The 25,783-nt window shown below is 67.4% G+C and carries 26 protein-coding genes; 16 read left to right on the top strand and 10 right to left on the bottom strand.

Annotated elements, in window-relative coordinates; genetic code table 11:
• Position 1: 1 nt before the first annotated feature.
• Both AB0K73_RS02745 and AB0K73_RS02740 read right to left on the bottom strand, forming a co-directional pair.
• Positions 2–2,017 carry a nuclear transport factor 2 family protein gene (locus AB0K73_RS02745; RefSeq protein WP_360510723.1) on the bottom strand — a complete coding sequence of 672 codons (2,016 nt, stop codon included), beginning with the start codon at positions 2,015–2,017 and terminating at the stop codon, positions 2–4.
• Positions 2,018–2,024: 7 nt separating this feature from the next.
• Complete coding sequence (locus AB0K73_RS02740; RefSeq protein WP_360510724.1) at positions 2,025–2,807, bottom strand: helix-turn-helix domain-containing protein; 783 nt, start codon at positions 2,805–2,807, stop codon at positions 2,025–2,027.
• 218 nt (positions 2,808–3,025) lie between these two features.
• Between AB0K73_RS02740 and AB0K73_RS02735 the strand changes: the two genes are divergently transcribed.
• The 11 genes from AB0K73_RS02735 (at position 3,026) to AB0K73_RS02685 (ending at position 16,076) form a co-directional block, all read left to right on the top strand.
• Complete coding sequence (locus AB0K73_RS02735) at positions 3,026–4,294, top strand: iron-containing alcohol dehydrogenase (protein WP_360510725.1); 1,269 nt, start codon at positions 3,026–3,028, stop codon at positions 4,292–4,294.
• The gene (locus tag AB0K73_RS02730; RefSeq protein WP_360510726.1) at positions 4,291–5,718 is read left to right on the top strand and encodes an NAD-dependent succinate-semialdehyde dehydrogenase; all 1,428 of its coding nucleotides are present in this window, start codon (positions 4,291–4,293) and stop codon (positions 5,716–5,718) included. The genes AB0K73_RS02735 and AB0K73_RS02730 overlap by 4 nt, the downstream gene beginning before the upstream one ends.
• 60 nt (positions 5,719–5,778) lie before the next feature.
• Positions 5,779–6,591, top strand: coding sequence for an IclR family transcriptional regulator (locus AB0K73_RS02725; protein ID WP_360510727.1), 813 nt, complete (start codon positions 5,779–5,781; stop codon positions 6,589–6,591).
• 149 nt (positions 6,592–6,740) lie between these two features.
• Positions 6,741–7,790 (top strand): amidohydrolase family protein, encoded by a 1,050-nt coding sequence (locus AB0K73_RS02720; protein ID WP_360510728.1) that lies wholly within the window; start codon positions 6,741–6,743, stop codon positions 7,788–7,790.
• A 39-nt stretch (positions 7,791–7,829) separates the two neighbouring features.
• The gene (locus AB0K73_RS02715) at positions 7,830–8,855 is read left to right on the top strand and encodes an ABC transporter substrate-binding protein (RefSeq protein ID WP_360510729.1); all 1,026 of its coding nucleotides are present in this window, start codon (positions 7,830–7,832) and stop codon (positions 8,853–8,855) included.
• Between the two features lie 77 nt (positions 8,856–8,932).
• On the top strand, positions 8,933–9,745 hold the full coding sequence (locus tag AB0K73_RS02710) for an ABC transporter permease (protein ID WP_360510730.1): 813 nt from the start codon (positions 8,933–8,935) through the stop codon (positions 9,743–9,745).
• Complete coding sequence (locus AB0K73_RS02705; protein WP_360510731.1) at positions 9,742–10,575, top strand: ABC transporter permease; 834 nt, start codon at positions 9,742–9,744, stop codon at positions 10,573–10,575. The genes AB0K73_RS02710 and AB0K73_RS02705 overlap by 4 nt, the downstream gene beginning before the upstream one ends.
• A gap of 11 nt (positions 10,576–10,586) precedes the next feature.
• The gene (locus AB0K73_RS02700; protein ID WP_360510732.1) at positions 10,587–11,390 is read left to right on the top strand and encodes an ABC transporter ATP-binding protein; all 804 of its coding nucleotides are present in this window, start codon (positions 10,587–10,589) and stop codon (positions 11,388–11,390) included.
• 31 nt (positions 11,391–11,421) lie between these two features.
• Positions 11,422–12,912: an aldehyde dehydrogenase family protein gene (locus AB0K73_RS02695; RefSeq protein WP_360510733.1), complete on the top strand. Its 1,491-nt coding sequence runs from the start codon at positions 11,422–11,424 to the stop codon at positions 12,910–12,912.
• 3 nt (positions 12,913–12,915) lie between these two features.
• On the top strand, positions 12,916–14,655 hold the full coding sequence (locus AB0K73_RS02690; protein WP_360510734.1) for a thiamine pyrophosphate-requiring protein: 1,740 nt from the start codon (positions 12,916–12,918) through the stop codon (positions 14,653–14,655).
• Positions 14,656–14,657: 2 nt separating this feature from the next.
• Positions 14,658–16,076, top strand: coding sequence for an MFS transporter (locus tag AB0K73_RS02685; RefSeq protein WP_360510735.1), 1,419 nt, complete (start codon positions 14,658–14,660; stop codon positions 16,074–16,076).
• Here AB0K73_RS02685 and AB0K73_RS02680 read toward each other — a convergent pair.
• Together AB0K73_RS02680 and AB0K73_RS02675 are read right to left on the bottom strand one after the other, a co-directional pair.
• The gene (locus tag AB0K73_RS02680) at positions 16,071–16,667 is read right to left on the bottom strand and encodes a hypothetical protein (RefSeq protein ID WP_360510736.1); all 597 of its coding nucleotides are present in this window, start codon (positions 16,665–16,667) and stop codon (positions 16,071–16,073) included. The two genes, AB0K73_RS02685 and AB0K73_RS02680, sit on opposite strands and share 6 nt — an antisense overlap.
• 211 nt (positions 16,668–16,878) lie before the next feature.
• Positions 16,879–18,018, bottom strand: a complete 1,140-nt coding sequence (locus tag AB0K73_RS02675) for a DUF4232 domain-containing protein (RefSeq protein WP_360510737.1) — start codon at positions 18,016–18,018, stop codon at positions 16,879–16,881.
• Between the two features lie 126 nt (positions 18,019–18,144).
• Between AB0K73_RS02675 and AB0K73_RS02670 the strand changes: the two genes are divergently transcribed.
• Genes AB0K73_RS02670 through AB0K73_RS02660 form a run of 3 tightly spaced genes read left to right on the top strand, consistent with a single transcriptional unit; the run spans position 18,145 to position 19,972 of the window.
• The gene (locus AB0K73_RS02670; protein ID WP_360510738.1) at positions 18,145–18,498 is read left to right on the top strand and encodes a PadR family transcriptional regulator; all 354 of its coding nucleotides are present in this window, start codon (positions 18,145–18,147) and stop codon (positions 18,496–18,498) included.
• Positions 18,495–19,241 (top strand): hypothetical protein, encoded by a 747-nt coding sequence (locus tag AB0K73_RS02665; protein WP_360510739.1) that lies wholly within the window; start codon positions 18,495–18,497, stop codon positions 19,239–19,241. Before AB0K73_RS02670 ends, AB0K73_RS02665 begins: the two co-directional genes overlap by 4 nt.
• A complete protein-coding gene (locus AB0K73_RS02660) occupies positions 19,238–19,972 on the top strand; it encodes a hypothetical protein (protein WP_360510740.1) in 735 nt (244 codons plus the stop codon). The genes AB0K73_RS02665 and AB0K73_RS02660 overlap by 4 nt, the downstream gene beginning before the upstream one ends.
• 134 nt (positions 19,973–20,106) lie before the next feature.
• Here the strand turns inward: AB0K73_RS02660 and AB0K73_RS02655 are convergent, their stop codons facing one another.
• Positions 20,107–20,355, bottom strand: a complete 249-nt coding sequence (locus tag AB0K73_RS02655; RefSeq protein ID WP_360510741.1) for an Atu4866 domain-containing protein — start codon at positions 20,353–20,355, stop codon at positions 20,107–20,109.
• A gap of 174 nt (positions 20,356–20,529) precedes the next feature.
• Between AB0K73_RS02655 and AB0K73_RS02650 the strand changes: the two genes are divergently transcribed.
• Positions 20,530–21,384 carry a helix-turn-helix transcriptional regulator gene (locus tag AB0K73_RS02650; RefSeq protein WP_360510742.1) on the top strand — a complete coding sequence of 285 codons (855 nt, stop codon included), beginning with the start codon at positions 20,530–20,532 and terminating at the stop codon, positions 21,382–21,384.
• A 176-nt stretch (positions 21,385–21,560) separates the two neighbouring features.
• Here AB0K73_RS02650 and AB0K73_RS02645 read toward each other — a convergent pair whose 3' ends face one another.
• From AB0K73_RS02645 to AB0K73_RS02625, 5 genes are all read right to left on the bottom strand, one after another.
• Entirely contained in the window at positions 21,561–21,830 is a 270-nt protein-coding gene (locus AB0K73_RS02645) for a hypothetical protein (protein ID WP_360510743.1), read from the bottom strand.
• Positions 21,831–22,235: 405 nt separating this feature from the next.
• Positions 22,236–22,673, bottom strand: coding sequence for a TetR-like C-terminal domain-containing protein (locus AB0K73_RS02640; protein WP_360510744.1), 438 nt, complete (start codon positions 22,671–22,673; stop codon positions 22,236–22,238).
• A 158-nt stretch (positions 22,674–22,831) separates the two neighbouring features.
• Positions 22,832–23,275 carry an SRPBCC domain-containing protein gene (locus AB0K73_RS02635; protein WP_360510745.1) on the bottom strand — a complete coding sequence of 148 codons (444 nt, stop codon included), beginning with the start codon at positions 23,273–23,275 and terminating at the stop codon, positions 22,832–22,834.
• 520 nt (positions 23,276–23,795) lie between these two features.
• Entirely contained in the window at positions 23,796–24,194 is a 399-nt protein-coding gene (locus AB0K73_RS02630; protein ID WP_364774796.1) for a hypothetical protein, read from the bottom strand.
• Between the two features lie 20 nt (positions 24,195–24,214).
• The gene (locus AB0K73_RS02625; protein ID WP_360510747.1) at positions 24,215–24,886 is read right to left on the bottom strand and encodes a nucleotidyltransferase domain-containing protein; all 672 of its coding nucleotides are present in this window, start codon (positions 24,884–24,886) and stop codon (positions 24,215–24,217) included.
• A 111-nt stretch (positions 24,887–24,997) separates the two neighbouring features.
• On the opposite strand from AB0K73_RS02625, the gene AB0K73_RS02620 reads away from it, so the two are divergent.
• Positions 24,998–25,639: an IS3 family transposase gene (locus AB0K73_RS02620; protein WP_360510748.1), complete on the top strand. Its 642-nt coding sequence runs from the start codon at positions 24,998–25,000 to the stop codon at positions 25,637–25,639.
• The last annotated feature ends 144 nt before the right edge of the window (positions 25,640–25,783 follow it).

Genomic DNA, 25,783 nt, shown 5'->3' with positions numbered 1-25,783 from the left:
GTCACGGCGTCGAAGCAGCGTCCTCCGGCTGCAATTCGACGCCGTCGACCTCCGGCTGCAATTCGACGCCGTCGACCTCCGGCCCATTCGGCGGCATCTGGTATCCGTGCGCCGTCATCCGTGAATCCGGGAGGTATTCGCTCGGCACGCAGTCGGGCCAGAAATGCCTTGGAGTTCGGCCGCTCACCGGGTTCCGGTAATGGAACCACATGGGGAGGATTCCGGGCCATTCGATGAGTTCGCCGGTCCCGCCGCGGAAGTGCTCTTCGCGTCGGCCGAGGGCCGTCATCGGGATGTCCGGCGGGTACGTCTCCAGCAACGGGCTCGGGCGGGGCGTGACGCCGGGGCGCGGGGGCGGGACGCTGGCCCAGCCGCCGTTCCAATCGATTGAGGTGAAGTAGGGCTCGTCGATGGTCAGGCTCCAGAGTCGCCACACTCCCTCCTCGAGCACCGCTTGATCGTTCGGGTACATCCCGCCGTGGAACCCCGCGGCATAGAACTCGCCCGGGCGGCTCCGCTCCTTCCACGTGCGCGGCTGGAACAGCCGCGTCCGAAGGTGCGCAGAGCGGCCGTCGGCGGAGACATGGATGACCGGTTGGGTCCGCCAGTGATAGGAGATGCCGGGGCGGGTGGAGGGAGGTGCTCCCCAGTTGGCGGTGACCGAGCCGGCGATCCGCTCACGTCCGAGGTAGTAGCCGGCGAACGGAGACTGCTTGTTGCCGCTCGCCGCGAAGAGCGCCGCCAGCTGCGGCCACTGGAAATCGTCGAGGTAGAAGCCATACGCGGCGGAGACGTTCTCCACGCCGTCGTAGGCCAGCGATCGACGCAGTCGGCGTCGGGCCTCGGCGATGCGCATCTCTCCTCGTGCAGCGTCCGTGTCGATGTCGACGGGTGCGACGTCGTGCTCGGCCGCGCGACGCTCGGCGAGGAACGGAGGCACCGTCACGCTCGTCGGGACGCCGTGGCCGGAGCCCCATCCCGCGAAGTAATCTGCACGCATCACCGGGTACAGACGCAGTTCGGAGAAGCGCCAGAGCCCTTCTCGCTTCACGAAGCGATTCCGGAAGACCGAGACCTCCCAGGCTGCCGTTCGCGCGGTCACGTCGCCGAGCATCGCGAGTTCGATGCCTCGACTGACGGCGACGCCTCGACGCGGATCGGTGCGCACGACGGTATCGAAGAGCGGTCGATCGTTGAGCTGCCCGTAGCCGAGTCCCTCGGGACCCATCGTCTCGAGGAATCGACGGAGTCCGTCATGCCCGTGAAAGGACTCGATCCCCTCGACCTCGACCACGCAATCCGTCGTGAACAGGTCCACCACGTCGGTCCACATGCGACGGTCCACGTAGTAGCCGTAGGCGTTCTGCAGGTTGCGGACCGCATCCTCGTCGGCGAGCGTCGCGATGCGATCCTCGAGTATGACGAGCGGCTCATCGCTCGGCGGCGCAGGTTCGTCCGGCGGAGGGATGGGAGTCCCGGCTTCCTCGACATCGAAGTGGAATGGGACGATCGGCAGATCGCGCTGACCCACGTTCGTCCACCCAGTGGCGTGGTCGCCGACGAATTGGAGATGGAAGCGGTGTTCGGCGATTCGCCACGCACCGCCCTCACGCACGTAGGAGTTCTCGTAGATACCGCCTTCGATGCCGGTGCGACCGCCGCCGTCCCCGAGGAAGGCGATGCTCAGCCACCGGCCGCGAGCGTGTTCGCCGTCGGCCGAGAGGGTGATGAGCGGCTGATCGATCAGCTCCACCGCGACGGCGCCGGACGGGAGTCCGTCGGGTCGCCCGGCGCTCAGCGCCTGCCGGATCGCCGTGCGGCCACGTGCGATACCGTCGCCATGATCCGATGTGCCATCGAGGGCGAAGAGCGCCGCCATGGTGCTCCAGCTTCCGACCTGCCGAGCCTGCGCGTAGTGGCGCTCGAGGTCTTTGACGGCCCGCACCGACTCTGCCCGCTCCACGTCGCGAGCGAGCTCGGCCAGGGCCAGGTCCACCTCTGCGTCGCGCTCATCCACGACGGTGTCAACCGCCGAGGATGGTGCCGAGCTCGGCGGCGGCGTCGCGGAGCATCTGAACCCGCTGGTCCGCTTCGGGGGATGAGGTGAGCAGGGCGGTCGTGCCGAGGAGCGCGATTGCCGCATGCACCCCGCTCCGGTGACCGAACACCGGGGCAGCGACCGATTCGAGCCCCGTACGGCGGAGATCCGCCCATGCCAAGCCATCGCGTCGGACCTTCGAGAGCTCCTGCTGCTCGAGGTGAGCCTCTGCCGTCGTGAGTTCCGCCAGTGCTCGCATCACGACCTCGGGGTCGGACTGGAACGCGAAGAGGACGCGCGACTGGGCCGCCCGCAGCTCGAGGACGGTGCCTACGCGTACCGTGAGGAGGATCGTGCCTTCGGTGGCCTCCTCGACGAGGGTGACCACGGCACCCGTGCGGCCGAGGAAGCTCATGACCGCGGTCAGGCCCGTGCGGTCGGAGAGTGCGCGGAGTACCGGAGGTGCGAGGGTGATGAGCTGTTGGCGAATCGAGACGAGCGCGGACAGCTGGTCGATGAGGGGCCCCGGCCCGAATCCTGCTGACAGGAAGCCGGCACCCTGGAGGGCCTGGAGGTATCGACGCGCAGTCGTCCGGTTGAGGCCCAACTGCTCGGCCACGAACGTTGGCGTGAGCGTGCGGGTGTTCTCATCGAAGAGCGCGAGCACGTTGGCTGCGCGGTCGATGGACTGGATCGGACCGCGATCGCTCGACGTGGTCGACTCGCTGGTCTCGTCGCCCTCAGCGGGCAACAGGTCTGGACTCTGCATCGTGCTCTTAGTAAAGCAAGAGGGCGTCCGAATTGCAATCAGAGTGTTCGGAATGTGGACGGTATGGCTCTCCGCACTCGCTCAGCTCTCAGCGGTTCCCGCAAGGTGGCGAACCGCGGTCATAATGTGGTTGAGTTGTTCATTATGCACCCACATTCTCAAGGCAACGACATTGGATGGTCGATGGTGAACGTGGCGCGGACCACCGGGATTCCCGCATGACCGGCGCATTCGGCCTGCTGCGCCTCCCGACGGAAGTGCGGTTCGGCTGGGGAGCGCGCGCGGCACTGCCAGAGCTGCTGGCGATGCTCGGTGGACCTGTCTTCGTCGTGACGGACTCGTTCCTCGTGACGACGGAGCAGTTCCGCGAGACGCTGGAGGGGATTCGGGCGGCCTGCGCACATGTCGAGGTCTACTCCGACATCCCGGCTGAGCTTCCCATCGACGCCGTTCACCGCGCGGCGGATGCCGCGGTCGCGTTCGATCCTGCGATCGTCCTCGGTTATGGAGGGGGAAGCGCGCTCGACGCGGCGAAGCTGGTCGCGCTCCTGTGCTCCCACCGTGGTGCGCTGCCCGACTACTACGGCGAGAACGCCGTGCCGGGCGCCGTCCTCCCGGTCGTCGCGGTGCCGACGACGGCAGGCACGGGAAGCGAGGTGACTCCCGTGGCGGTCGTCTCGGACCCCGATCGTGAGCTGAAGGTCGGAATCTCCAGCCCATACCTGATCCCGCGGATGGCGGTGGTGGACCCCGAGTTGACCATGGCTGCTCCGCGTGCAGTGTCCGTCCACGCAGGCATCGATGCATTCGTCCACGCCGTCGAATCGTTCACGGCACGCGCATTGCACCATGAGGCGAGGGCCGTTCTCCCGGTCTTCGTCGGTCGCGACGTCTTGACCGAGCCGCTCGCACTCGAGGCGGCGGCCCTCATCCACCGCGCCCTGCCGCGGGTGTTCGACGACCTCGGCGACGTCCGGGCTCGCGTCGACATGGCTCGGGGCAGCCTGCTGGCGGGTATCGCGTTCGGGTCCGCGGGAACGCACCTGAGCCACGCGATCCAGTACCCGATCGGCGCGATGACCCACACCCCGCACGGCCTCGGCACGGGAACGCTCCTGCCGTACGTCCTTCAGGCCTGCGTGGGGTCGGTTCCCGAAACTCTCGCCCGGCTCGCGGATGCGCTCGAGGTCCCTGGAAACGGCGCCGTCGTGGAACGTGCGCAGGACGCGGTGGACGAGATCGCCCGGCTGTGCGCGCGGGTGGGGCTCCCCGAATCGCTGGCGGAGCTCGGGCTGACGCAAGCGGACACGGACCGCGTCGTGGGCCTGACATTGCAGGTCACGCGGCTCGTCGCGATCGCGCCGGTGAACGCCGATCGGCGCGCGATCGAAGCGATCGTGCACGCGGCAATCGTCGGTGACCGCGGGCTCCTGCGCGGGGAACGGCCGGGCGAACGGATGATGCTCATGAGGGAGGACGCGCGATGACCCCGATCGCCCGGTTGTTCATCGACGGCGAGTGGCGCAACGGATCCGCTGGAGAGACCTTTCCGGTCACCGATCCCGCGACGGGCGAGGTCATCGCCCGCTTCCCCGCAGCGACGTCGGAGGACTGCCTCGCCGCGGTGACGGCCGCGGCATCCGCGTTTCCTGCCTGGTCGCTCACCAGCCCGCGCGAGCGCTCGGAGATCCTCTACCGGGCGTTCGAGATCCTTCGAGCCGAGCGCGATGCCTTCGCGGAGATCATGGTGCGGGAGAACGGGAAGTCGTGGCCCGACGCGATCGCGGAGGCCGGGTACGCGACCGAGTTCTTCCGCTGGTTCGCCGAGGAGGCCGTCCGCGTGCCCGGCGACTTCCGCCTCTCACCCGCGGGCGACAAGCGCATCGTCGTGGCGCACGAACCGATCGGCGTCGCGCTGCTCATCACCCCGTGGAACTTCCCCGCGGCAATGGCGACGCGAAAGCTCGGGCCGGCGCTCGCGGCCGGCTGTACGACGATCCTCAAGCCGGCGCGTGAGACGCCGCTCACGGCCGCGTACATCGTCGATGTGCTGCAGCGCGCGGGGGTGCCGCGCGGAGTCGTGAACCTCGTCACCCCGGTACCCACAGGCCCGCTCGTCGCCGAGATGATCGCGCATCCGGCCGTGCGCAAGCTGTCGTTCACCGGCTCCACCGAGGTCGGCAGAGACCTGCTCCGGGAATGCGCCGACACGATCGTGAGCGCCTCGATGGAGCTCGGCGGCAACGCGCCCGTCATCGTGCTCCCCGGCGCGGACCTCGACCGGGTCGTACCGGCCGCCCTCCTGGCGAAGATGCGCAACGGCGGCTCGGCGTGCACCGCCGCAAACCGCTTCTACGTCCACGAGAGTCTGCGCGCCGCCTTCGTGGACCGCATGGCGGCCGAGCTGCGCGAAGTGCGCACCGGCGCGGGCCTCGACCGAGAGAACACACTGGGAGCCCTGGTGTCAATCACCGAACGCGACAAGGTCGCCGAGTTGGTCGACACCGCTGTAGCCGAGGGCGCACGGGTCGTCACGGGCGGCGAGGCGGCGGCCGAGGGCGCCTTCTATGCGCCGACGCTCCTCGACGGTGTGACGCACGGCGACACGATCACCCGGCGGGAGATATTCGGCCCGGTCACGGCGGTCGTGGGGTACGAGGATGTCGACGAAGCGGTCCGGATGGCGAACGACACGGAGTTCGGCCTGGTCGGTTACGTCTTCGGACCCGAGGATGCCGCGTTGCGGCTCGCACTGCGGCTCGAGGCGGGCATGGTGGCGGTCAACCGTGGAGTACTCAGCGACCCCGCGGCACCGTTCGGGGGCTCGAAACAGAGCGGCCTCGGTCGCGAGGGCAGCTCTGTCGGCATGCTCGAATATCTCGAGGAGAAGTACATCGCCCTCGATCTCTAGGGTGTTCCGAGACATCCGACCTGGCCATCGGCCTATTCCAGTTGGCAGCCGTCGCCTATCATGGCGATCTCGTACCAGTGGAAGAAGTGGCATCCGATGGTCACCGACGATGATGGCCCGCGACACCGTGTGGAATCCGTCGACCACGCGTTGCAGATCCTCTTGCTCCTCCAGCAACAGCGGGACCTGGGCGTGACGAGTACTGCCCGCGAGTTGGGGATCGCTCCGTCGACGGCACACCGACTCATCGCGACACTGGCCGCGCGAGGCTTCCTCACCCAAGACCGAGTGACGAGGGCGTACCGTGCGGGGCCGGCGCTGATCGAGTTGGGACTGCACAGCACGAGCGCCCTCGATCTCCGGGCGGCGGGTGAGCCCCACATCAAAGCGCTGGCCGCGCGGCTGGGCGAGACCGTGAATCTCCTTGTCCTGGAGGGTCAATCGGTTCGGTTCGTCGCCGGTTTCGAGAGCGACCAGCAGGTGCGGACGCATGTCCTGACCGGCACGCTCCTGCCCGCCTATGCCGTGTCGGGAGGAAAGGTGCTGCTCGCGGAGATGTCCCGTGATGCGCTCCGCGCCCTGTACCCCGGCGGGTTGCGAAAGCTCACGCCCCGCACGAAGACCTTCACTCAGCTCGTCGAGGAGCTGTCCCTCGTGATGATGCGCGGATATGCCGTGAACCAGGGCGAGAGCGAGACGGGGCTGAGCGCGGTTGCTGTTCCCCTGAGGGATCACCTCGGCCGTACGATCGCGGCGGTGGCGATGTCGGCACCGAGCGAACGGCTTCCGCGAGCCCGGGTCCGCGACATCGTCATCGAGCTCCGGGAGTGTGCAGCGCGCATCCGAGCAGATCTCTACCGACCCATCGCCTAGCCCAGTCCGGGTATCCGGTGCCAGGCGCCGGCACTTATTCCGCTGTGCAGAATGCGGCCGCATGATCTGTTCTCCCTGTGCGACCACTCGTGTGGGCTTGCAACAGAGAGAGATCGCACCGTGGCGGTCTCCTGAAGGGAAACCGGCCGATGAAGATCGATGCCTTCTGCCACACGCTGCCGCGCGAGTACGCCAAGCGCCTCTTCGCGATCGATGACAGCCCGGTTGCTCGCAACATCCAGAAGCGGGTCAGCAACATCCCGGCCCTCACGGACATGGACGTGCGATTCCGTTCGATGGACGAGTTCGGTTCGGACTACCGGCAGATCATCAACACCGCGGCGCCACCACTCGAGGACCTCGGGCCCGTCGAACGCACCCTGGAGCTCGCTCGAATCGCGAACGACGGCATGGCCGAGATGGTGGGCGCTCATCCCGATCGCTTCGCCGGGTTCTGCGCGGCGGTCTCCCTCGACGACGTCGACGCCGCGATCACCGAGGCCGAGCGCGCCTTCGACGAACTCGGAGCCGTCGGGGTTCAGATCTACACGCACCATCACGGTGGGCCGATGGACCAGGAGCGGTTCTTCCCGTTCTACGAAGCGGTCGCGCAGCGGGGCGACAAGATGATCCAGGTGCACCCATGCCGCGACTCCAGTTGGTCGGACTACAAGACCGAGGAGCGGTCGAAGTTCGAGATCTGGTGGACGCTCGGGTGGGAGTACGACCTCTCCGCGTTCATGTCGCGCCTCGTCTTCGCCGGAATCTTCGAGCGCCTTCCCGACATCAAGATCCTCATCCACCACGGCGGCGCCATGATCCCCCACTTCGCGGGTCGAGTCGGTCCAGGATGGGACCAGCTCGGAGCACGCACACCGCCCGACCAGGTCGAAGACATCACCGGATACCCGCTGACCAAGCGGCCGATCGAGTACTTCAAGAACTTCTACGTCGACACCGCGTACTTCGGCGCGGGTGACGCCATGCGCACGGCCATCAAGTTCTTCGGCGTCGATCACACGCTGTTCGCCTCGGACTCGCCATTCGACCCGGAGAAGGGCCCCGGCTACATCCGGGCCACGATCGCGAACCTGCAGGAGTTGGACATCCTCTCGGATGCCGACCGCGACGCGATCTACCACGGCAACGTGACGAACCTGCTCGGCCTCGGGGTCGCGCAGCGCGCGCACGGAACCTGACCACGCAGCACCCCAACCATCTGAGACAAAGAGGTCACCATGAAGTTCCTGACGAAACGCAACCTTGGCGGGCTCGCCACCGCAGCGGTGGCAGCGACCATCCTCGCCGCATGTTCATCTCCATCGACACCAGCCGATCAGACGGAAGCGGGCGGCGATGGACCGCCGGAGAAGGCCAGCCTCACGGTCGCCATCAACCCGTCCTCGCAGTTCGCACCGATGTTCTACGGCATGGAATCCGGCATCTTCGAGGAGCACGGACTCGAACTCGAGATCGTCCCGCAGACGGATGTCGCGGCGATCGTGTCGGGAATCGCGAGCGGAACCTACGACATCGGATTCGCGACGGTCGTCCACGTCATCACCGCGAACGCCAACGGCATCCCGATCCGAACGGTCGCCACGATCGAAGGGCAGATCCGGCCGGACGACGAGGGGACCGTGACGATCGCGTCCGCCGCGTCCGGCATCTCCGACTTCGCCGATCTCGAAGGCAGGAAGGTGGCAACCGTCGGCCTCTCCTCGATGAACACGCTCACCACGTGGGCGCTCGTCGACGAGGCCGGAGCGGATCCGAAGTCGGTCGAGCTCGTGCAGCTGCCATTCGGACAGATGGCCGCGGCGCTGGAGAACGGCGACGTGGACGCCGCCGTCATGCAGTGGCCGTTCGCCGAGGACGCGATGAACGCCGGCGGCGTGGCCCTCGGTTACAACAACCGCGTGATGTTCAAGGACACCGCGACGACGTTCTTCAACGCGTCCGAGTCGTTCATCGAGCAGAACCCGAACACGGTCAAGGCGTTCTCCGACGCCATGGTCGAATCGATCGAGGCCGCGAGTGCGGATCCGGATGCCGCGCGAGCTGCTCTCGAACCGGCGCTCGGGCTGACCCCCGAGCAGGCGGCCGGAGCACGCTGGAACCTCGATGGCGTCCCGCAGGTGAATCTCAAGGCGTTCGAGAGGGCGCAGGAGTTCCTCGTGAAGTACACCGAGGACGCATCGGCGAAGGCCGCGATCGAAGCGCTCGACGTTTCCACCCTGGTGTGGCCGGGTGCACTCGAGTGAGGCGATCAGTGCCTGATCAGATGCTGATCAGGCACTGACCGGCGCCGCACAGAACCGACTGAGCAACAAGGAGCACGATGAGGACCAGAGCCCACGGCTGGATCGCATGGATCCTGCCTTCGCTGACCGTTCTCATCGTGCTCCTGCTCTGGGAGTTGGTGACGGCGACGCGCGTCGTCAGCCCCACCGAATTCCCCAGCATGACGGATTCGCTGAGCGCGCTGTGGATGGAGTTGACGTCGGCGAGACTGTGGAGCGCGGTCGGTGCAACCTTGGCCGGCTGGCTGATCGGCATGGTCATCACGATCACGCTGGGCCTCATCGTGGGCACGGCGCTCGCCTTCAGCGACTTCGCACAACGCAGCGCGGCGCCCGTCATCGAGATCTTCAAAGCCATCCCGGCGATCGCGATCCTGCCGTTGGTCATTCTCGTCGCAGGCTCGAGTCTTCCGATGAAGGTCTTCCTGATCTGTTTCGCGGCCTTCTGGCCCTTCGTGATCCAGGTCATCTACGGCGTTCGGTCGATGGATCCGATCGTCCTCGACACATCGAAGGCACTCGGGTTGGGCGGCGTGCGCCGGTTCTTCTCCGTCGTCATCCCATCGGCCTCGCCGTACCTCGTCACGGGTATGCGGATCGCGTCTGCACAAGCCCTGATCCTTGCGGTCGTCGCCGAGATCGTCGGCGGCGCGGAGGGCATCGGCCGCAACATCCTGCTCGCCCAGAACACCGGCACGACCGCCTACCCGACGATGTACGCATATATCATCGTCGCCGGCCTGCTCGGAATCGTGCTCACGGGCGCCTTCTTCCTCATGGAGCGAAAAGTGATGCACTGGCACGAATCGCAGCGGAACATCCGCGCGTCGAACAGGGTCGTCGGCGCATGACTCGACTGACGACGAGCGTGACACCGAGTGTCGGCCGGCCAGCGCGCTCGGCGAAGCCGCTGCAGCGACTCTCCCGGATCGCGACGGCGCTCTGGCTGCCGGTGCTCCTGATCGCCCTATGGTGGTTCGTCACCGCCACCAGCACCTCACCCTTCTTCCCGCCGCTCGCCGACATCCTGACGGAGACCTGGAATCAATGGGTCCTCTTCGGTGCCTGGACCAACGCAGTCTCGAGCCTTCGCAACCTCTTGATCGGGTACGTGTTCGGCGCGCTCATCGGCATCATCGGCGGATCGCTCCTCTGGCGTCTTCTCTACCTGCGGATCGCCGTGAATCCGCTCATCTACTTCCTCTACGTCCTGCCGGCGCCGGCTCTGCTTCCTGCCATGATCGCGATCTTCGGGATCGGCGACATGCGCCAGATCGCGCTCATCGCGCTCGGATCGATCTGGCCGACCCTCCTGAACACGCTCGACGGGATGCGTGGCATCGATACCGTGAAGTTCGACACCGCCAGGGCGCTCCGGCTCGGCGGCTGGCGCACCTTCTTCTCGCTCGTGCTTCCGGGCGCCGCGCCCCAGATCGCCGCCGGTCTGCGCGCGAGCCTCACCGTCGGCATCATCCTCATGGTGGTCGCCGAGATGGTCGCGGCGCGCTCCGGCATCGGCTATTTCATCCTGCAGTCGCAAGCCGAGTTCGCCATCAAGAAGATGTGGACCGGCATCATCGTCCTGGCCCTCATCGGCACCGTACTCAATTACCTGTTCGTGCTCATCGAGCGTCTCGCGCTGCGCTGGTACTACCGTTCGCGCGCGCTCGGTGGATCGTAGGAGGAACCCACATGACCATCACCACGCCGACCACCGCGATCGAGACCGTGCTCGCCGTCGAGGGCCTTCGCAAGATCTACAACGAGGGCACCGAGCAGGCGAACATGGCGATCGACACCGTGTCCTTCAGCGTCGACAAGGGCGAGTTCGTGTGCATCGTCGGGCCCAGCGGGGCTGGAAAGACGACGCTGCTGCGCTGCATCTCCGGTCTGGCTGCACCCAGCGCCGGAACCGTGACCTTCGAAGGCCAACTGCTCACGAGTGTGCCCAGCGAGTTGGGACTGGTCTTCCAGGACTACAGTCGCTCGCTCTACCCGTGGTACACGAACGGGAAGAACGTCGCCCTGCCGCTTGCTGCTCGAGGCGTGCACAAGGCCGAGCGCGCGAGGCGCGTCAGCGAAGCGCTGACGAGCGTCGGCCTCGGGCACATCGAGAAGAAGTATCCGTGGGAATTGTCCGGTGGGATGCAGCAGCGGGTCGCCATCGCTCGGGTGCTGTCGTATCGACCCGAACTGCTCCTCATGGACGAGCCGTTCGCCTCGGTCGACGCGCAGACCCGGTTCGATCTCGAGGATCTCATCCTGAAGGTTCGGCGTGCGCTGGGGATCACGGTGGTGCTCGTCACGCATGACATCGATGAGGCGATCTACCTCGGCGACCGGATCATCGTGCTCTCGAAGAATCCGAGCGTCGTCCAAGAGGTGGTCGAGGTTCCCCTCGGCGAGAACCGCTCGCAGGTCCAGACCCGCTCCAGCGACAAGTTCCTCGAACTGCGAAGCCACCTGCTCTCGCTCGTCATGCCGAGCGGCGCCTAGCGCCCACATATCGACGGAGAGGAAGAGGAAGATGACCATCACGGTGCCCGACATCCTCGAGAGCCCACGCCTCCAGCAGGTGGTCGATGGCCGTGAACTGGCCGGCGATCGGCTCATCGAGGTGCGCAACCCCGGCAGGCGCTCCGACGTCGTCGGCACCGTCGTCGACGGCACGATCGAGCACGTCGATGCAGCCGTGGCAGCCGCCGTGTCCGCGGCGCCCGGCTGGGCGGCGACGTCCGTTGCGACGCGGATCCAGCTGCTCTCGCGCATCGGCGACGAGATCGATGCGCACGCCGAGGAGCTGGCGACGCTGGTCGCGCGCGAGAACGGCAGCGTCCGCGCCATCATCCGACGCGAGTTGATCGGCGCCGCCAACGCGTTCCGCGAGGTGGGCGACCACCTGGCGGACAAGCTGGCACCGAAGGATCACCCGTCTGATGCACCGGGCACGTTCGTGCGGGTCGAACGGAAGCCCTTCGGGGTCGTGGCGTGCATCGTTCCATGGAACGCGCCGCTCATTCTGACCGCGAACAAGATCGCGCCCGCATTGGCCGCGGGCAATGCCATCGTGCTCAAGCCGTCGCCGTTCGCGCCGCTCGGTGTCACGCTCATCGGGCAGATCGCTGCGTCGATCCTCCCGCCGGGGGTGGTCAACGTGGTCAACGGCGGTGGTGAGGTCGGCAGCGCCCTCATCGGGCACCGCGACGTTCGAAAGGTGTCGTTCACCGGCGGTGGCGAGACCGCCCGCCACATCATGCGGCAGGCCGCGGAGTTGCTGAAGGGCGTGCACTTCGAGCTCGGCGGCAACGACCCGGCGATCGTGCTGGATGACGCCGATCTCGAGGTCAGCGTCGACCGCATCGTGGAATCGGCATTCCGGCGTGCCGGGCAGGTGTGTTTCGCCGTCAAGCGGATCTACGTCCCCGAGTCGCGTGCGGCCGAGTTCCGCCGACTGCTGGTCGAGCGGGTCGACCGGATCAGGGTGGGTGACGTCCTCGACGAGCAGGCGACCATGGGCCCGGTCAACAACGAGGGTCAGCTGGCCAAGGCACGGGGACTCCTCGAGCGTGCGGTCGCCCAGGGCCGGGACGTCCGAGTGCTCGGCACCAGGTTGAACGCCGAGGCCTGGGATGACGGCTTCTTCCTGCTACCCGCGGTGGTGCTCGATGCCCAGCCCGATGACGAGATCGTGCGCGAGGAGCAGTTCGGCCCCATCCTCCCCGTCATCACCTACGACGACGAGGAGCAGGCGATCGCACTCGCCAACGACACCGAGTACGGACTCTGCTCCTCGGTCTGGTCGCGCTCCACCGAGCGTGCACTGGCGGTGGCATCACGCATCGAGGCGGGGATGACGATCATCAACAACCATCTCTTCTCTCACACGGGAGTGCAGCAGATCCCGTTCGGCGGTTGGAAGCAGAGCGGAATCGGGTGGGAGGGCTCGCCGTACGGCATCGACGAGTACCTCCAGTTCCACAGCGTCGATGTCCAGACCTTCCCCCCGAGGGAGGTATAGGCGGTGGCGGGGTCCGCGTCGGCAGCGGCCCTCCTCATCGAGTCGCTGCGCGACGCGGGCGTCACGTATCTCTTCGCGAACTTCGGTAGCGACCATCCCGCGATCATCGAGGCCCTCGCGGCGGACCGGGAACGAGGGATCGACACGCCGGCGGTCGTCATCTGCCCCCACGAGTACACCGCCCTGAGTGCTGCCCACGGCTATGCCGCGGTGACCGGCCGGCCTCAAGCGGTGTTCATCCACACCGACGTCGGGACGGCGAACCTGGGCGGCGCGGTGCACAACGCGGCGCGCTCACGTGTGCCGGTGTTCATCTTCGCCGGGCTCACGCCGTACACGCTCGAGGGCGAGCTTCCCGGAACGCGCAACACGCACATCAACCACCTTCAGGACGCTCCTGACCAGCACGCGCTCGTGCGGCAGTACGTGAAGTGGAACTACGACATCCGCACCGGCAGGAACGTGCCGCAGCTCGTCTTCAGGGGTCTCCAGCTGGCCACGAGTGCCCCGGCTGGCCCGGTATACCTGACCGGTGCCAGAGAAGTCCTCGCCGAGGACGTGCCGCGACCGGATGTCTCCCCGCACCAGTGGTCGGCGGTGGCTCCGATCCCCGCGCCGGCCGATCTGGTGGACGAGCTGGTTCGCGACCTGCAGGTCGCTCGGCGACCGGTCTTCGTGACCACCTACCTCGGGCGCAACCACGCATCCGTCGCAAAGCTCGTCGAGGTCGCGGATCGGCTCGGAGTGCCGGTGGTCGAGGTCAACGCCGAAGTCCTGAGCTTCCCGCACGACCATCCCCTCCACCTCGGCGACGACCCTCATCCGGTGATCGGTGACGCGGACCTCGTCGTGGCGATCGACACCGACGCGCCCTGGCTTCCGGGGTCGGCCCGGCCGCTGGCGGGCGCAACGGTCTTTGTCATCAACGAGGATCCGCTGCAGGAGACCATCCCCCTCTGGTACGTGCCCGCCGACCACTTCATCCGAGCCGACAGCGGCATCGTGCTCGATCAGATCCTGAGCAGACTTCCCGGGTCCACCACCGGCGACGACGACGCTCGCGTCGATCGGCGAGCGGATGCCGCGGCCGCCCGATCCCGCGAGTTGCGTACGTCGTGGGAGGCGGCGGTCGCACTGGACGTCGCTGCTGGAAGGCTCACCCCCGCCAGCGTCGCTCACGTGCTCGCCGGACTCATCGACGACGACACCATCGTCGTGAACGAAGCCATCTCCGAGGCGCCGACGGTGTGGAAGCACCTGCCGAGGCGCCGGCCCGGAACCGTGTACGGCAACCGCGGAACGTCGCTGGGCTGGTCGGGCGGCGGCGCACTCGGCGTGAAGCTCGCCAGCCGGGATCGAACGGTCGTCAGCATCGTCGGCGACGGCACGTTCTTCTTCAGTGTGCCGTCCTCCACGTACTGGGTCGCGGAACGGTACGGCATCCCGCTGCTGACGGTGGTTCTCGACAACGGCGGCTGGAACGCGACCAAGCGGAACCTGAAACGTCAGCACGAAGGCCAGAACGCCGACCGGAGCGACCGCTATTGGGTCAACCTGCAGCAGAGCGCGGACTTCCCGGCAATCGCCGCAGCGGCGGGCAATGCGCGGGGTGAGACGGTCGCTGAATTCCACGCACTCGAAGCTGCCCTTCGCACGGGTCTGGCCAAGGTGGCGGAGGGCACGCCCGCGGTCGTCTCCGTCCGCCTTGAAGCGATCACCCACCAGCAGGAAGACGTGCTGTAGCCGTGTCCGAGGGTATCGGCCTGCGTTCGGCTCGCGGCCCCGCGCTGATGGCCTTGCTGTTGGCGACGTTTCTCATCGGCGTGTCGGCCTGGGTGATCGCCACCGCCGTGCCATCCATCGTCGCCGACATCGGCGGGTTCTCCTCGTTTCCGTGGCTGTTCTCCGTCTACCTCCTCACCATGACAGTGACGGTTCCGGTGATCTCCAGACTCGCCGATATCGTGGGCCGCAAGCGCCTCCTGCTGATCGGGGTCGCCGTGTTCGTGATCGGTTCGGTGCTGTGCGGCCTGGCATGGAGCATGCCGTCGCTCATCGCATTCCGGGTCGTCCAAGCGCTGGGGGGCGGCTCGATCCAGTCGCTCGCGCTCACCGTCATCGGCGACCTCTACGACCGCGAGGATCGCGCTCGCGTGCAGGGACACATCGCGGTGACGCTGGCTGCGGCATCCGTGATCGGACCCCTGGTCGGCGGGATCTTCGCGATGATGGATGCCTGGCGGCTGGTCTTCCTCATCAACCTCCCACTCGGAGCGCTGACGTTCTGGATGCTTCACCGGAACATCCACGAGCAGATCGAGCGTCGGGAACACCGGATCGACTACGCCGGTGCGGTTCTGATCACGGGGGCCCTCTCACTCCTCGTGCTCGGGATCCTCGAGGGCGACACCTGGGGTTGGGCGTCGCCCACCAGCGTGACGATCTTCGCTGCAGGCGGCGCCCTTCTGGTCGCGTTCCTCCTTCACGAGCGGCGCGCCGCTGAGCCGATCATTCCGCTGGGGCTGTTCGGGCGCCGGCTCGTGGTCGTCATGGCCGTTCTGGGCACGATGATGGGCGGCATCATGGTCGGTCTGAGCGCCTTCGCCCCGATCTACCTGCAGGTGGCCGGCGATGCATCCCCGATCTGGGCAGGCGTGGCTGTCGCAACCATGGCGTTGGGGCTCCCGGCGTCCTCGGCGTTCGCGGGAACCCTCTCGTTGAGGTGGGGGCTGCGCCGCACCACGGTGCTGGGAGGGGTGATCGCCGCCGCGGGAGTTGCAGGGCTCGCGGTATTCGCTCCGTATCCGTCAATATTCACCGTCGCGGTCTGTGCCGCGCTGGTCGGCATCGGTTTGGGTTTCACGACGGTGCCCGGGCTCGTGGCATTGCAGGAGAGCGTGCCCTGGAACGAGCGTGCGATGGTCACCGGCATGGTCACGTTCTTCCGCTCCTTCGGTCAAGTGATGGGCGTGGCGACGTTGGGTGCCATCGGCACCGCCATGCTGGGGCCGGGCGCTGCGAGTGACCAGGAGCCGTTGGTGGTGCAGTCGGCCATGGCAGCCGTGTTCCTGCTCATGTTGGGGTTCGCGCTCGTGCACCTGCTCGGCGCATTCGCCATGCCCAGCGCGCTCCGCGCCCGATCGGGCAGCGGCCTCCGCCTATGAGGTGACGGTCGCACCTGGCACGGCGCGGAGCGCTGCCTGACGCGACGACCCGACGAAGCGCGACGTATCCGACACGCTGGCGGCCAGCAGCGCGACGAGGCGTGCGTCCGCATCCGCGACACACGCCCGCGCGATCCCGTCGACCGCGCCGGTCACGATGTCGCGGCACTGGCGAACGGTCATGCCCGGGTGGTCCGGACCGACGTTCTCGATGAACCGGATGGCCCAGGCGTCGGCAGCGGGGGCGGCGCGAAGGGCTGCCTCCGCCAGTTCGCGCGACTCCTCGGCCTGCTCGTCGTGGCGTCGGGCGAGCACCGTGAGGGCGATTCGCAGCCCCACCGCCTGCGAGCGCTGGCGCTCCTCGGCGGCGATCGGCACGGCAGCAGCGGCGGCCCGCACGGACAACAGGACGTCGAGCAGCGGGTCGTCGCTCGTCAGGCCGATGACGTTCGGGATGAGCGGCGTGAGCTGCGCACGGCCGGCTTCGCTCGTGCGGTCGTTCACCAGCCGTGCGAGATGCGCGAGGGTGCCGTGGGTGCATGCGGGATGGTCGCTCCAGCGCTCTCCCGCGAGGTACGACGCGAATTCCATGAAGCAGGCTCCGCGCCGTGGCGAGCGATGCCGGCCAGGGGAGAGGATCGGCATGACATCCAGGTGAGTCGTCGCGTCTCGCATGAGACCTCCCTCGCTCCTTCCACTGTGCGCCTGCCGCAGCCGCGATTCAAGTGCCTCGGCCTGAAGAATGTGGAACGGCGCCGCGAGCGAACTCACGGCGCCGTTCTCACCTCTTGGTGACGGGATCTCAGGCGGCGGTGAACGGCCCGATCTCGAGCACCGTCGACCCGTCGGCGCAGACCGGGATCGGCGCCGTGCCGACGACGCCCGGGCCCGCGCCGTCCGACGTGACGTAGGCCCGCAGGTGGTCGGCCGTGATCGCCTCGCAGCCCCACGCTGCGGGGTCGGGTGCCGTGCCGAGCACGATGGCGGCCTCGCCGTGCGCGAGCTCGAACGGCTCGCCCATGTCGTCGCCGACCGCCCATGACGAGCCGATCCGAGTCCCGTCGGCCGACTCCACGACGAGGCCGGGCCATCCCCACATCGAGCACGCGGTGTCTGTCGCATTCGTGAACACCAGTTCGAATCCGGATGCCCCGACCACCGACAGATCCGGCCGAGCGACGTACTCGAGGGTCAGTTGCTCGTCCTGGCACTTGGCGGGGAGCGGGTCCGGGTCCTCGGGAGGGGTGACCTCGCCCGGGGCGCCGTGGACGGCCATCAGGGGTCCGAGCCAGAGCGACCACGTTCCGTCGACGCAGACCGAGATCTGGGTGTCATCGACGATTCCGCCGCCCGCTCCGTCTGAGGAGATGTAGGCCCGCAGGTGGTCGGATGTCGCCTCGAGGCACCCCGAAACGGACGGAAGCACCGCCGTGCCTTCCGCGAGCGCCTGGCCACCGTGGGGCGGCAGGACCACCATCGTGCTCGTCGATCCCGACGCGAGCGCCCACGTGAGGGTTCCGCCGTCGGCGTCCTCCGCCACCAATCCGGGCCACCCGTCGAACGAGCACGGCTGCGACCCGGCATTCGTGAACACCAGGTCGAACCCGAGTGCGTCAGGAGTCGACCGGTCGGGGCGCTCGCGGAAGTCCATGGTGAGCTGCGAGTCCTCGCAATGGTCGGGCCCGGCCTGCACGGTGCGATCGTCCGTCTCGGCCACGGGGGCCGCCGGTTCTGTTCCCGGATCCGCCGCCGTCGTGGCGGTGGATGTCGTGCTCGCCTCGGCTGCCAGGATCTCGCTGGTCACGCCGGATGCGGTTGGTACGGCGATCTGGTCCAGGCTACCCGCGTCGGTCGCCCCTGCCACCATCGCCGATCCCCCTGCGAGCGTCGCCGTCAGCGCCACCCCGGCGATGGCTTGAAACACCACCCTCTTGGTGTACATATCATCCCCTTCTGAGTCACCCGATCAGGCGATTCGAGGTGGAGGCTAGCAGATGGGCAGATATCTTCCTATAGCTCTGACGATATCTTCCTATACTTGGATGCCATCTCTTCCTATGCTGGTTGCATGCCACGCAGACGGGAAGGGCGCCTGGTCGACCTCGAGGTCGACATTCTCGGCGCCGGTATCGAGCTCCAGGCCGAGGAGGGCGACTTCTACGGCTTCGCGCTCGCGAAGCGCATCGCCGACCACGCCGGAGCCGCCACGCTCACCGCGCACGGCACCCTCTACAAGGCGCTGAGCCGCCTCGCGGAGCGCGGCCTCGTCCAATCCGAGTGGGAAGACCCGGCCATCGCCGCAGACGAGGGCCGTCCTCGGCGGCGGCTCTATCGTGTGACCGGCGCCGGGGCGGTCGCACACCGGGCGGAGACCGAGCAGCGCACCGCGGTCGCACCGCACCCGAGAACGGCATTCGCATGAGTGCCGTCACGCTCGGGCCCGACGACGACCTCGAGCTCGAGGCATCCGCTCGCATTCGACACCGGGCGGCAGGGACCGCGGATGCAGCGGTACTCGCCTGGTGCCGGTGGTACACCGCCGACCTGCCCGACGAGGTCGCGGCCGAGCGCCGGGCCGAACTCGCCTCGGACCTGTTCGAGGAGCGTGAGCACTCGGGCGCCGGTGCAACGGGGTCGATCCTCGGGAGGGCGGTCCGCGGCATCCCGGCAGACCTCGCCTGGCGTGGGGCGCGGCTGCGTCGCGCTGCGATCGGCGCGCCGAGGGGCACGTTCCCGCTCGCGATGCCGGCGCTCGCGCACCTCGCCGCGATCGCGCTCGTCGTCTGGGGCGGGTTCATCGTCTGGCGAATCGCGCGCAGCGTGGTCATCCGCGACTGGCACGGCGCAACCGACGTCGCCGAACTCTCGGTCGCTGGGCTCGTGCTGGCGCTCGTCGGGTCATGGCTGCTCGTGGTCGCGCGCCGACGCGCCTTCGCCGGACTCGTGCTCGCGGTCGCGGCGTACCTGCTCATCCGCTTCGGCACCTACGCGCTCATGGAGACGAGCGTCACCTTCACGGCGTACTTCTCGAGCTCCACCGCGCAGATGGTGTTGCTGAATCGGGTCGCGACCGGCGCCGCGGTGCTGTTCTTCCTCTCGATGGCCGCGTGGTGGACCGCGCCGAAGGCCGTCGAAGCCGCCCAGCCCGACGAGGCGTCGTCGTGAACGTCAGACGCCTGGCTGCTCCGCTCGCGATGGGCGGCATCGCGGTTGTCGCCGTCGCCGTCGCCCTCACGTTCGTCGGCGCGTTCGAGATCCCCCTGTTCGAGCCGCCGGGCACCCAAGTCGTGGCGGCCGGCGAGAGCGTCGACCTCAGCGAGGAAGCGGGCGGCTCCTCCGACGACGTCCCGGCCACGGAGCTGTTCGACTCCGAGCTCGTGTCGATCGAGGACCAGTCGGAGTACATGGGCCGCGAGCAGGTCATCGCCGAGTGCATGGCTGAGCAGGGGGTCGAGTACCTGCCCGCCGCACCCTGGCTCAACCAGGACGCGCAGCCGCGGGGGCTGAGCTACGGGCAGTCGATCATGTGGCTGAACGCCTACTACGGCGAGGCCCGCGAGTCCTGGTCGGTCCCCGCTTCCGACTGGGAACGGCGAGGATGCGTCGGCGTGGGGGATCACGCCGTGGTGCTCGCCCGTGCGGCCGGGACGCCCCTCTCGGCGCCCGTGCCCGAGCTCGACCCGAACGCGTTGACGGAGGCCGAGGAGTGGGCGGCGTTCCAGGAGGCGATCCAGTCGTGCATGGCCGAGAAGGGCTTCGGCACCGTCGACGAGGGAACGGCCGCCTGGTGGGATGCCATGTACGGCGACGCGGGCACCGGGGCCGCCTACCGCTGGGAGGACGCCGGATGTTCCGGCTACGCCACCCACGTCACCGGCAACGACAACATGCACTGAGCGAACATCCGATCCTCGTCAGCGCGGGGTGCACCCGAAGAACGCCTGCGCCACAGCGAGCGGGTTCTCCTGGGTTGTTCATTGTCGTCCTTCGTCGCGCACATTGCGGATTGCATCCGGTGGACCGGATGTCTCTACGGTGTTCGGCGCAGGATCATCCCGGCGTGGTGAAGGACGTCGTCGACGAAGTCGCCGTCGGCGGTGAAACCGGTGTCATCGACGTAGTCGATGTGGTCGCCCGCGACGACGTACCGTCCGGTGTAGGCCGCTTCTCGCGTGCCCCTCGCCTCGATGTAGCGACCATCGGCGAGCAGCTCGTGACGAATGTGGGAGTCGGCAGTCTTCCACATGCCGACGTAGGGGTGGGTTGCGTTTTCACTCATCGTTTCTCCTCGGGTGGGTGGGGGCTCCGCATCAGCCTGTGAGACGATTCGACGCACAGACAGGCCGCACCGCACCCAGGCAGATCACCACCTGCCTGCCAGGAGATTGCGGACCCGTCAGCCAGGGTGCGGCGCAGCCTGTCTCTGTCCCACTGCAACGGTCAGAATGTGGAGATGGCCACGAGCGCACTCGGGACGTTCCTCTCCGCACGCCGCGCCGCCCTCACTCCCGAGGAGGCAGGGGTCCGCTGGAGCGGCGTGCGGCGAGTACCGGGCCTGCGTCGCGAAGAGGTCGCGATGCTCGCGGGCGTCAGCGTGGACTACTACGCCAGGCTCGAGCAGGGTCGCGAGCTTCACCCATCGGCCTCGGTACTGGATGCCCTGTGCCGGGCTCTCGACCTCGATGGCGATGCACGCCAGCACCTGTTCCGCCTGGCGGGCGCCGCCCCCGGGGTCTCGCCCACGCCCGCCGAAGAGCGCGTCGATCGCTCGCTTCTCGCCCTGATGGATGCCTGGCCCGAAACTCCCGCATTCGTCATCAACCGACGCCTCGACATCCTTGCGCGAAATGCTCTGGCCACCGCTCTCTACTCCGCATTCGAGAGCTCAGAGAACCTCGCTCGGATGGCCTTCCTCGACCCAGCGGCAACGACGTTCTTCGACGACTGGCAGCGCACGGTCGAAGCGAGCGTTGCCAACCTCCGACTCGCCCTGGGTTTCGACGCACACGACGTGGCGACACGTGCACTCGTGAGGGACCTGAGAGAGGGCAGCCAACGATTCCGAGAGCTGTGGGAAGGAAACGACGCTCGCGGAAAGACGCAGGAAGCCAAGACGTTCGTCCACGCTGACGTCGGCCGACTCACCCTCGAATACCACGCCTTCGATGTGCGTAGCGCCCCAGGTCAGCAGCTCATCGTCTACCGCGCTGAACCCGGCTCACCGAGCGACAATGGCCTGAGACTCCTCGGTTCAATCGCCGCCACCTCGCGTCTCGGCGACGGGCCGAGGAATCACGGGGAAGTCTGAACTCGAGTGGGCGGCTGTGATGCCGATCTTCCGCCGTGCGTGCTTCGGTGATCAGCTGGGGAGTACTGGGTTCTGTCTTCGAGTCGATCAGGCGCGCGAGGTGCTGCGCGAGCCGATGCCCCCAAGCCTCCGCGCCTACCTCACTCCGTCGCGCTCGTGAAGGCGATGCCGCCAGCTCAGCTTCCGACCCGGCTGACGCCGAACATGAGGGTGCGGCGCCCGATGTCGTAGTGGACATCCTTCGTCTTGCTCAGCAGAGCCTGTAGGACGTCGGCGTCCTCGGCATCGACGGTCAGTACTTCCTCCCACGCACCCTGGTCGAGCACCAGTTGCAGCGTGAGAGTTCCGGGTTGGCCGGGCTCTCCGCCGACCCAGGAGAACTGGTAATGCGTCAGCTGGCGGACCTTGATGCTGTCGTCGGTGACGGGCTGGGGAACTTTCGGCATGGCGAGTCCTTTCGGTAGGTGCCGGTCGTCGTGAACCGGGCGAGACGGTTACGGTACGGCGGCGGACTGATATGCCTGAAGGGGGTTGCCAAGTTGGCCTCCGCATGATCTCAGTGAGATTCCCGATGACGGGGAATCGAACCCGCGCTGTCTGCTTGGGAAGCAGAAGATATCCAGTAGTGATTCACTCGACTTCAGCCTGGCTCGCAAGCCCCGGAATCCCGGGGGGGTGTGAACGCGAGTGAAGCAACGTGATGCCGGTTTTGTGACCATTAGGTGACTACGAGCCCGCCTGCGGTGCGGGACCGCCATAGGGAGACGGCGGGGTAGCAGATGGATCCGCGTCCGCGCATCTGATCGCGGACGGAGCAGGCCGTCAGGCTTCGGGCTCCCGCGATCTCCAGGTCAGTCGGCCCGAGCCGTATCGAAGGCGCGAGCAGCGGCCGAATACACCGCGTCGACGTCGGTGTCGGGCGGGAAGCGTCGGGCCAGCTCGAGTTCGATCAGGCCGTTGATCGTCGCCCATGCGGCGCGGGCGAGGTGGATGTCGCCGCCGGTGGCGACGATGAGCGGCTCGGCGGCGCGGTCCTCCAGCTCCGGCGGCACGCGGGTGCGGTCCACAGGGTGCTTGTTGAGGAGGCGGTACAGGTGGGGGTGGGCCAACGCCCAGGCGCGGTAGGCACGGGATACGTCGGCGAAGGTCGCGGGAACGCCCCGGACGGCTTCGGCCAACTCGGTCAGCCCTTCGATGGCCAACGCGGCCTCGATGGCTGCTTTGTCGGGAACGTGCTTGTAGACGGAGGGGCCACGCATACCGAGGGCAGCTCCGAGTCGGATGGTCATCGATTCGACCCCTTCCGTCTCGAGGAGGTGCCGTGCAGCGGCGACGAGTTGAGCCTTGCGCGCGGAGCTCTTCCCCGTTCCAGGTCTCCCCGTCGTCGCTGCGGCGCTCATGCTGCTTCGGTCGGCGCGACCGGAGGGGGCCGCCTTGCTCGGCGGGGTCATCTCGAGGCGACCGTTTCCGCCCGGTGCTTGAGTGCGTGATTGAACGCGTCGAAGCCGTCGTCGGTGTTCCTCGTAGCACCTCCCATCAGGCTGACGAGGATGCCGCTGAACTCCTCGCCGTGCGTCATCCGGGTGCCGCCATCGGCATCGCGGTCCAAGACGAAGAAGTGCTCGCCGTCGAACAGGCCGCCGAAGCCGAGCCTGCCGAGCCAGCGCAGCTCGCGCCCGGGGATGGCGGTGAGGACTGTCGGCTTGAACGTCATGCCGCGGCCGCCCGCGGGGGAGAGGCGGACGACGAGCCTGTTGCCGACCTCAGGAGTGCCCTCGACGCTGCTCATGAACGGGTTCCACTCCGAGTAGGACCCGAAGTCGGTCAGCACGGCCCACACAGTGTCGGGGTCAGCGGCGATGTCGATCGTGGTCGTGATGGTGGTGCTCATGGCGGACTCCTGCGGTATCGGCGTGTGGCTATCAGTGTTAGCCAATTTGAGCTAACGCTGATAGCCGGTGTCGCATTCCCGCACTCGCGGCCACTGTCCCATGCGATGTCCGGCTGCCTTCCGTCGATCGCTGTCTCTGCGTCATCCGAGTCAGGCAACGCTGTGTGAGCGCCTCGCGGCCGATCACGAGCACGAACTCCGATCGGCGTCGAGCCCTGATTGAGCTCGAGGATCTGCCGTCGTATCCGTGGCTCATGGATCAGTTCGGCCAGATTGGCGGCAACGTCCTCACGCGCGATCTCGTCGTGCGGTTGCGCAGGACCGAGCGAGATCCTTCCGGTTCCGGCGCGATCGACGAGCATGGACGGCCGGAGGATCAGCTACTCGAGGTCGCTTGCGCTGACGGTGACATCGACGAGCTTCTTGACTGCGAAGTAGAACTCCTCATCGTCAGAGAGGTGCTGCCCTCGCCCGGCCTCGGGAAGCACGGAGACCAGTGCGAAGCGATCACGTTCCCGGGTCAGCTGAGTGTGCGGAGGACGTCGTCCATGCCGTCGACGAGTCGCCGTGCGGCTTTGAGCAGGTCCGCGGCGCGTGCTTCGGTGAGCAGCAGCGGGGAGTGTTGCGTCTCGGTCTTCGAGTCGATCAGTCGCGCGAGGTGCTGTGCGAGTCGCTTGCCCGGTTCGGTTCGACGCAGCATCGCGACCGCGTTGCCGTGGTCTTGGCCGGCGGCACGTTCGCCGAGGACAGCGCCGCAGATCGCGTCGCCGGCAGCGATCCCGGCGAGGACCGCGAGTGAGCCGATGGTGTTGCCGAGGTCGTCGATGCCGGCATGGTGACCGAGATCGACGACCAGGTCGGCAGCGGTCAGAAACGCGTGGGCGTGCTGGGCGCGGGTGCGGACCTCGGTTCGGGTCATCTTCCGCGTGCGTGCCGGCATCAGGGCGCGTCGCTTCGTCGGTCGGTCGCCGACTCGGCGCTTGCGGATGCCTTCGCATTCGAGCCGAGGAGGCTTCTGATCTCGACTCCGGTCACGGTCCTGCCATCCCCGCGGATCGAGGCGACGAGCGGATCGGCATGTTCGACGAGACGGGCGAGCTCCCCGCTCGTGACGGCCAGAACCTGGACCCGATTACCGGTCAGGCGGCGAACCCGTTCCTCCAGAGCCTCCATTACCCCATCCCGCTGGTCTTCAGTGGTCCCGTTCTCCCAGACGACGAGCACATCGACATCGGATTCCGGCCCGGCTTCACCGCGTGCTAGAGACCCGTAGATCGCCGCGCTGACGACGACGCCGGCAGTCACCTCCGTGATGGCTTCCTCGACAGCGGATGCCACGACCGCGCGAGTGGCCAGGATCTTCTCGATCGGATCCCACAGCACGTGTCCGCGATTGAGGGTGTATGCGTTCGCAGGGCCGACCTTCTGCATGTCGACCAGGCCGAGCCCGACGAGGTCGTCGAGGATCCGCTGCGTACTGCGAAGCGCTCGGACTCCGCTGAGTTCGTGGATCCGCCGCCCGGACGCCGGCTCGGCGAGCACCGCAAGCCGATGCAGGATCCTGGCGCGGTTCTCGCCGAGGATCACATACTCGGGATGGCTGAGATCCACGGAGCACCTCCCGACCCGAATCAGCATCAAGTGACTACAGATTACATCAAGTGACTACCATCCATACGGAATGGCCGCACTCTTACTCGATAGGTCGACGTTGCAGTCGACGTGGCCCGCTGCACTGTGGAGCGACTGATGCGGCAGGGACTGCGCGGGATCCGCCGCGGCAAGCAGTTCGTCACGACCCGGCCAGACGAGACCTCGACGCGCGCCCCGGACCACGTGCAGCGCGAGTTCCGCGCGGACCGGCCGAACGAGCTGTGGGTCGTCGACTTCACGCACGTGCCGGCCTGGACGGTGATGGCGTTCACCGCGTTCGTCACCGACGTCTTCTCACGACGGATCGTGGGCTGGCGGACGATGTCGAGAATGCCGACCGACCTGCCGTTGGACGCGCTCGAGATGGCGTTGTGGATCCGCGACCGCGCTGGCGAGGACGTCACCGGAGTCATTCAACATTCGGACGCCGGGTCGCAGTACACCGCGCTGCGCTACACCGACAGGCTCGCGGAAGTCGGCGCGATGGCATCGATCGGGACCGTAGGCGACAGCTACGGCAACGCCCTGGCAGAGACCGTCGTCGGGCTCTACAAGACCGAGTGCATCAAGATCGACGGCCCGTTCCGCACCGCCGACGAGCTTGAGCTCGCGACGCTGTCATGGGTGCACTGGTTCAACGAGAACCGGCTCCACTCCTCGATCGGATACCTCACCCCGATCGAGAAGAGAACGAGTACTACCGTGAGATGAACCGCCAGCGGCAACCGCCGCTGGGAGAACTCGCCCTCCTCTAAACCCGGGGCGCTTCAGCGTGACACCCAGCGCGCGCCATCTTCGTTCCTCGTTTGTGACCATGGCGGCCGATCACGTCACCGCGTCCGTGCTGGCAACGGC

It is taken from the genome of Agromyces sp. NPDC052230, assembly GCF_040679595.1.
In the GTDB taxonomy this organism is placed as follows: domain Bacteria; phylum Actinomycetota; class Actinomycetes; order Actinomycetales; family Microbacteriaceae; genus Agromyces.
This window is presented reverse-complemented; position numbering and strand designations above follow the sequence as displayed.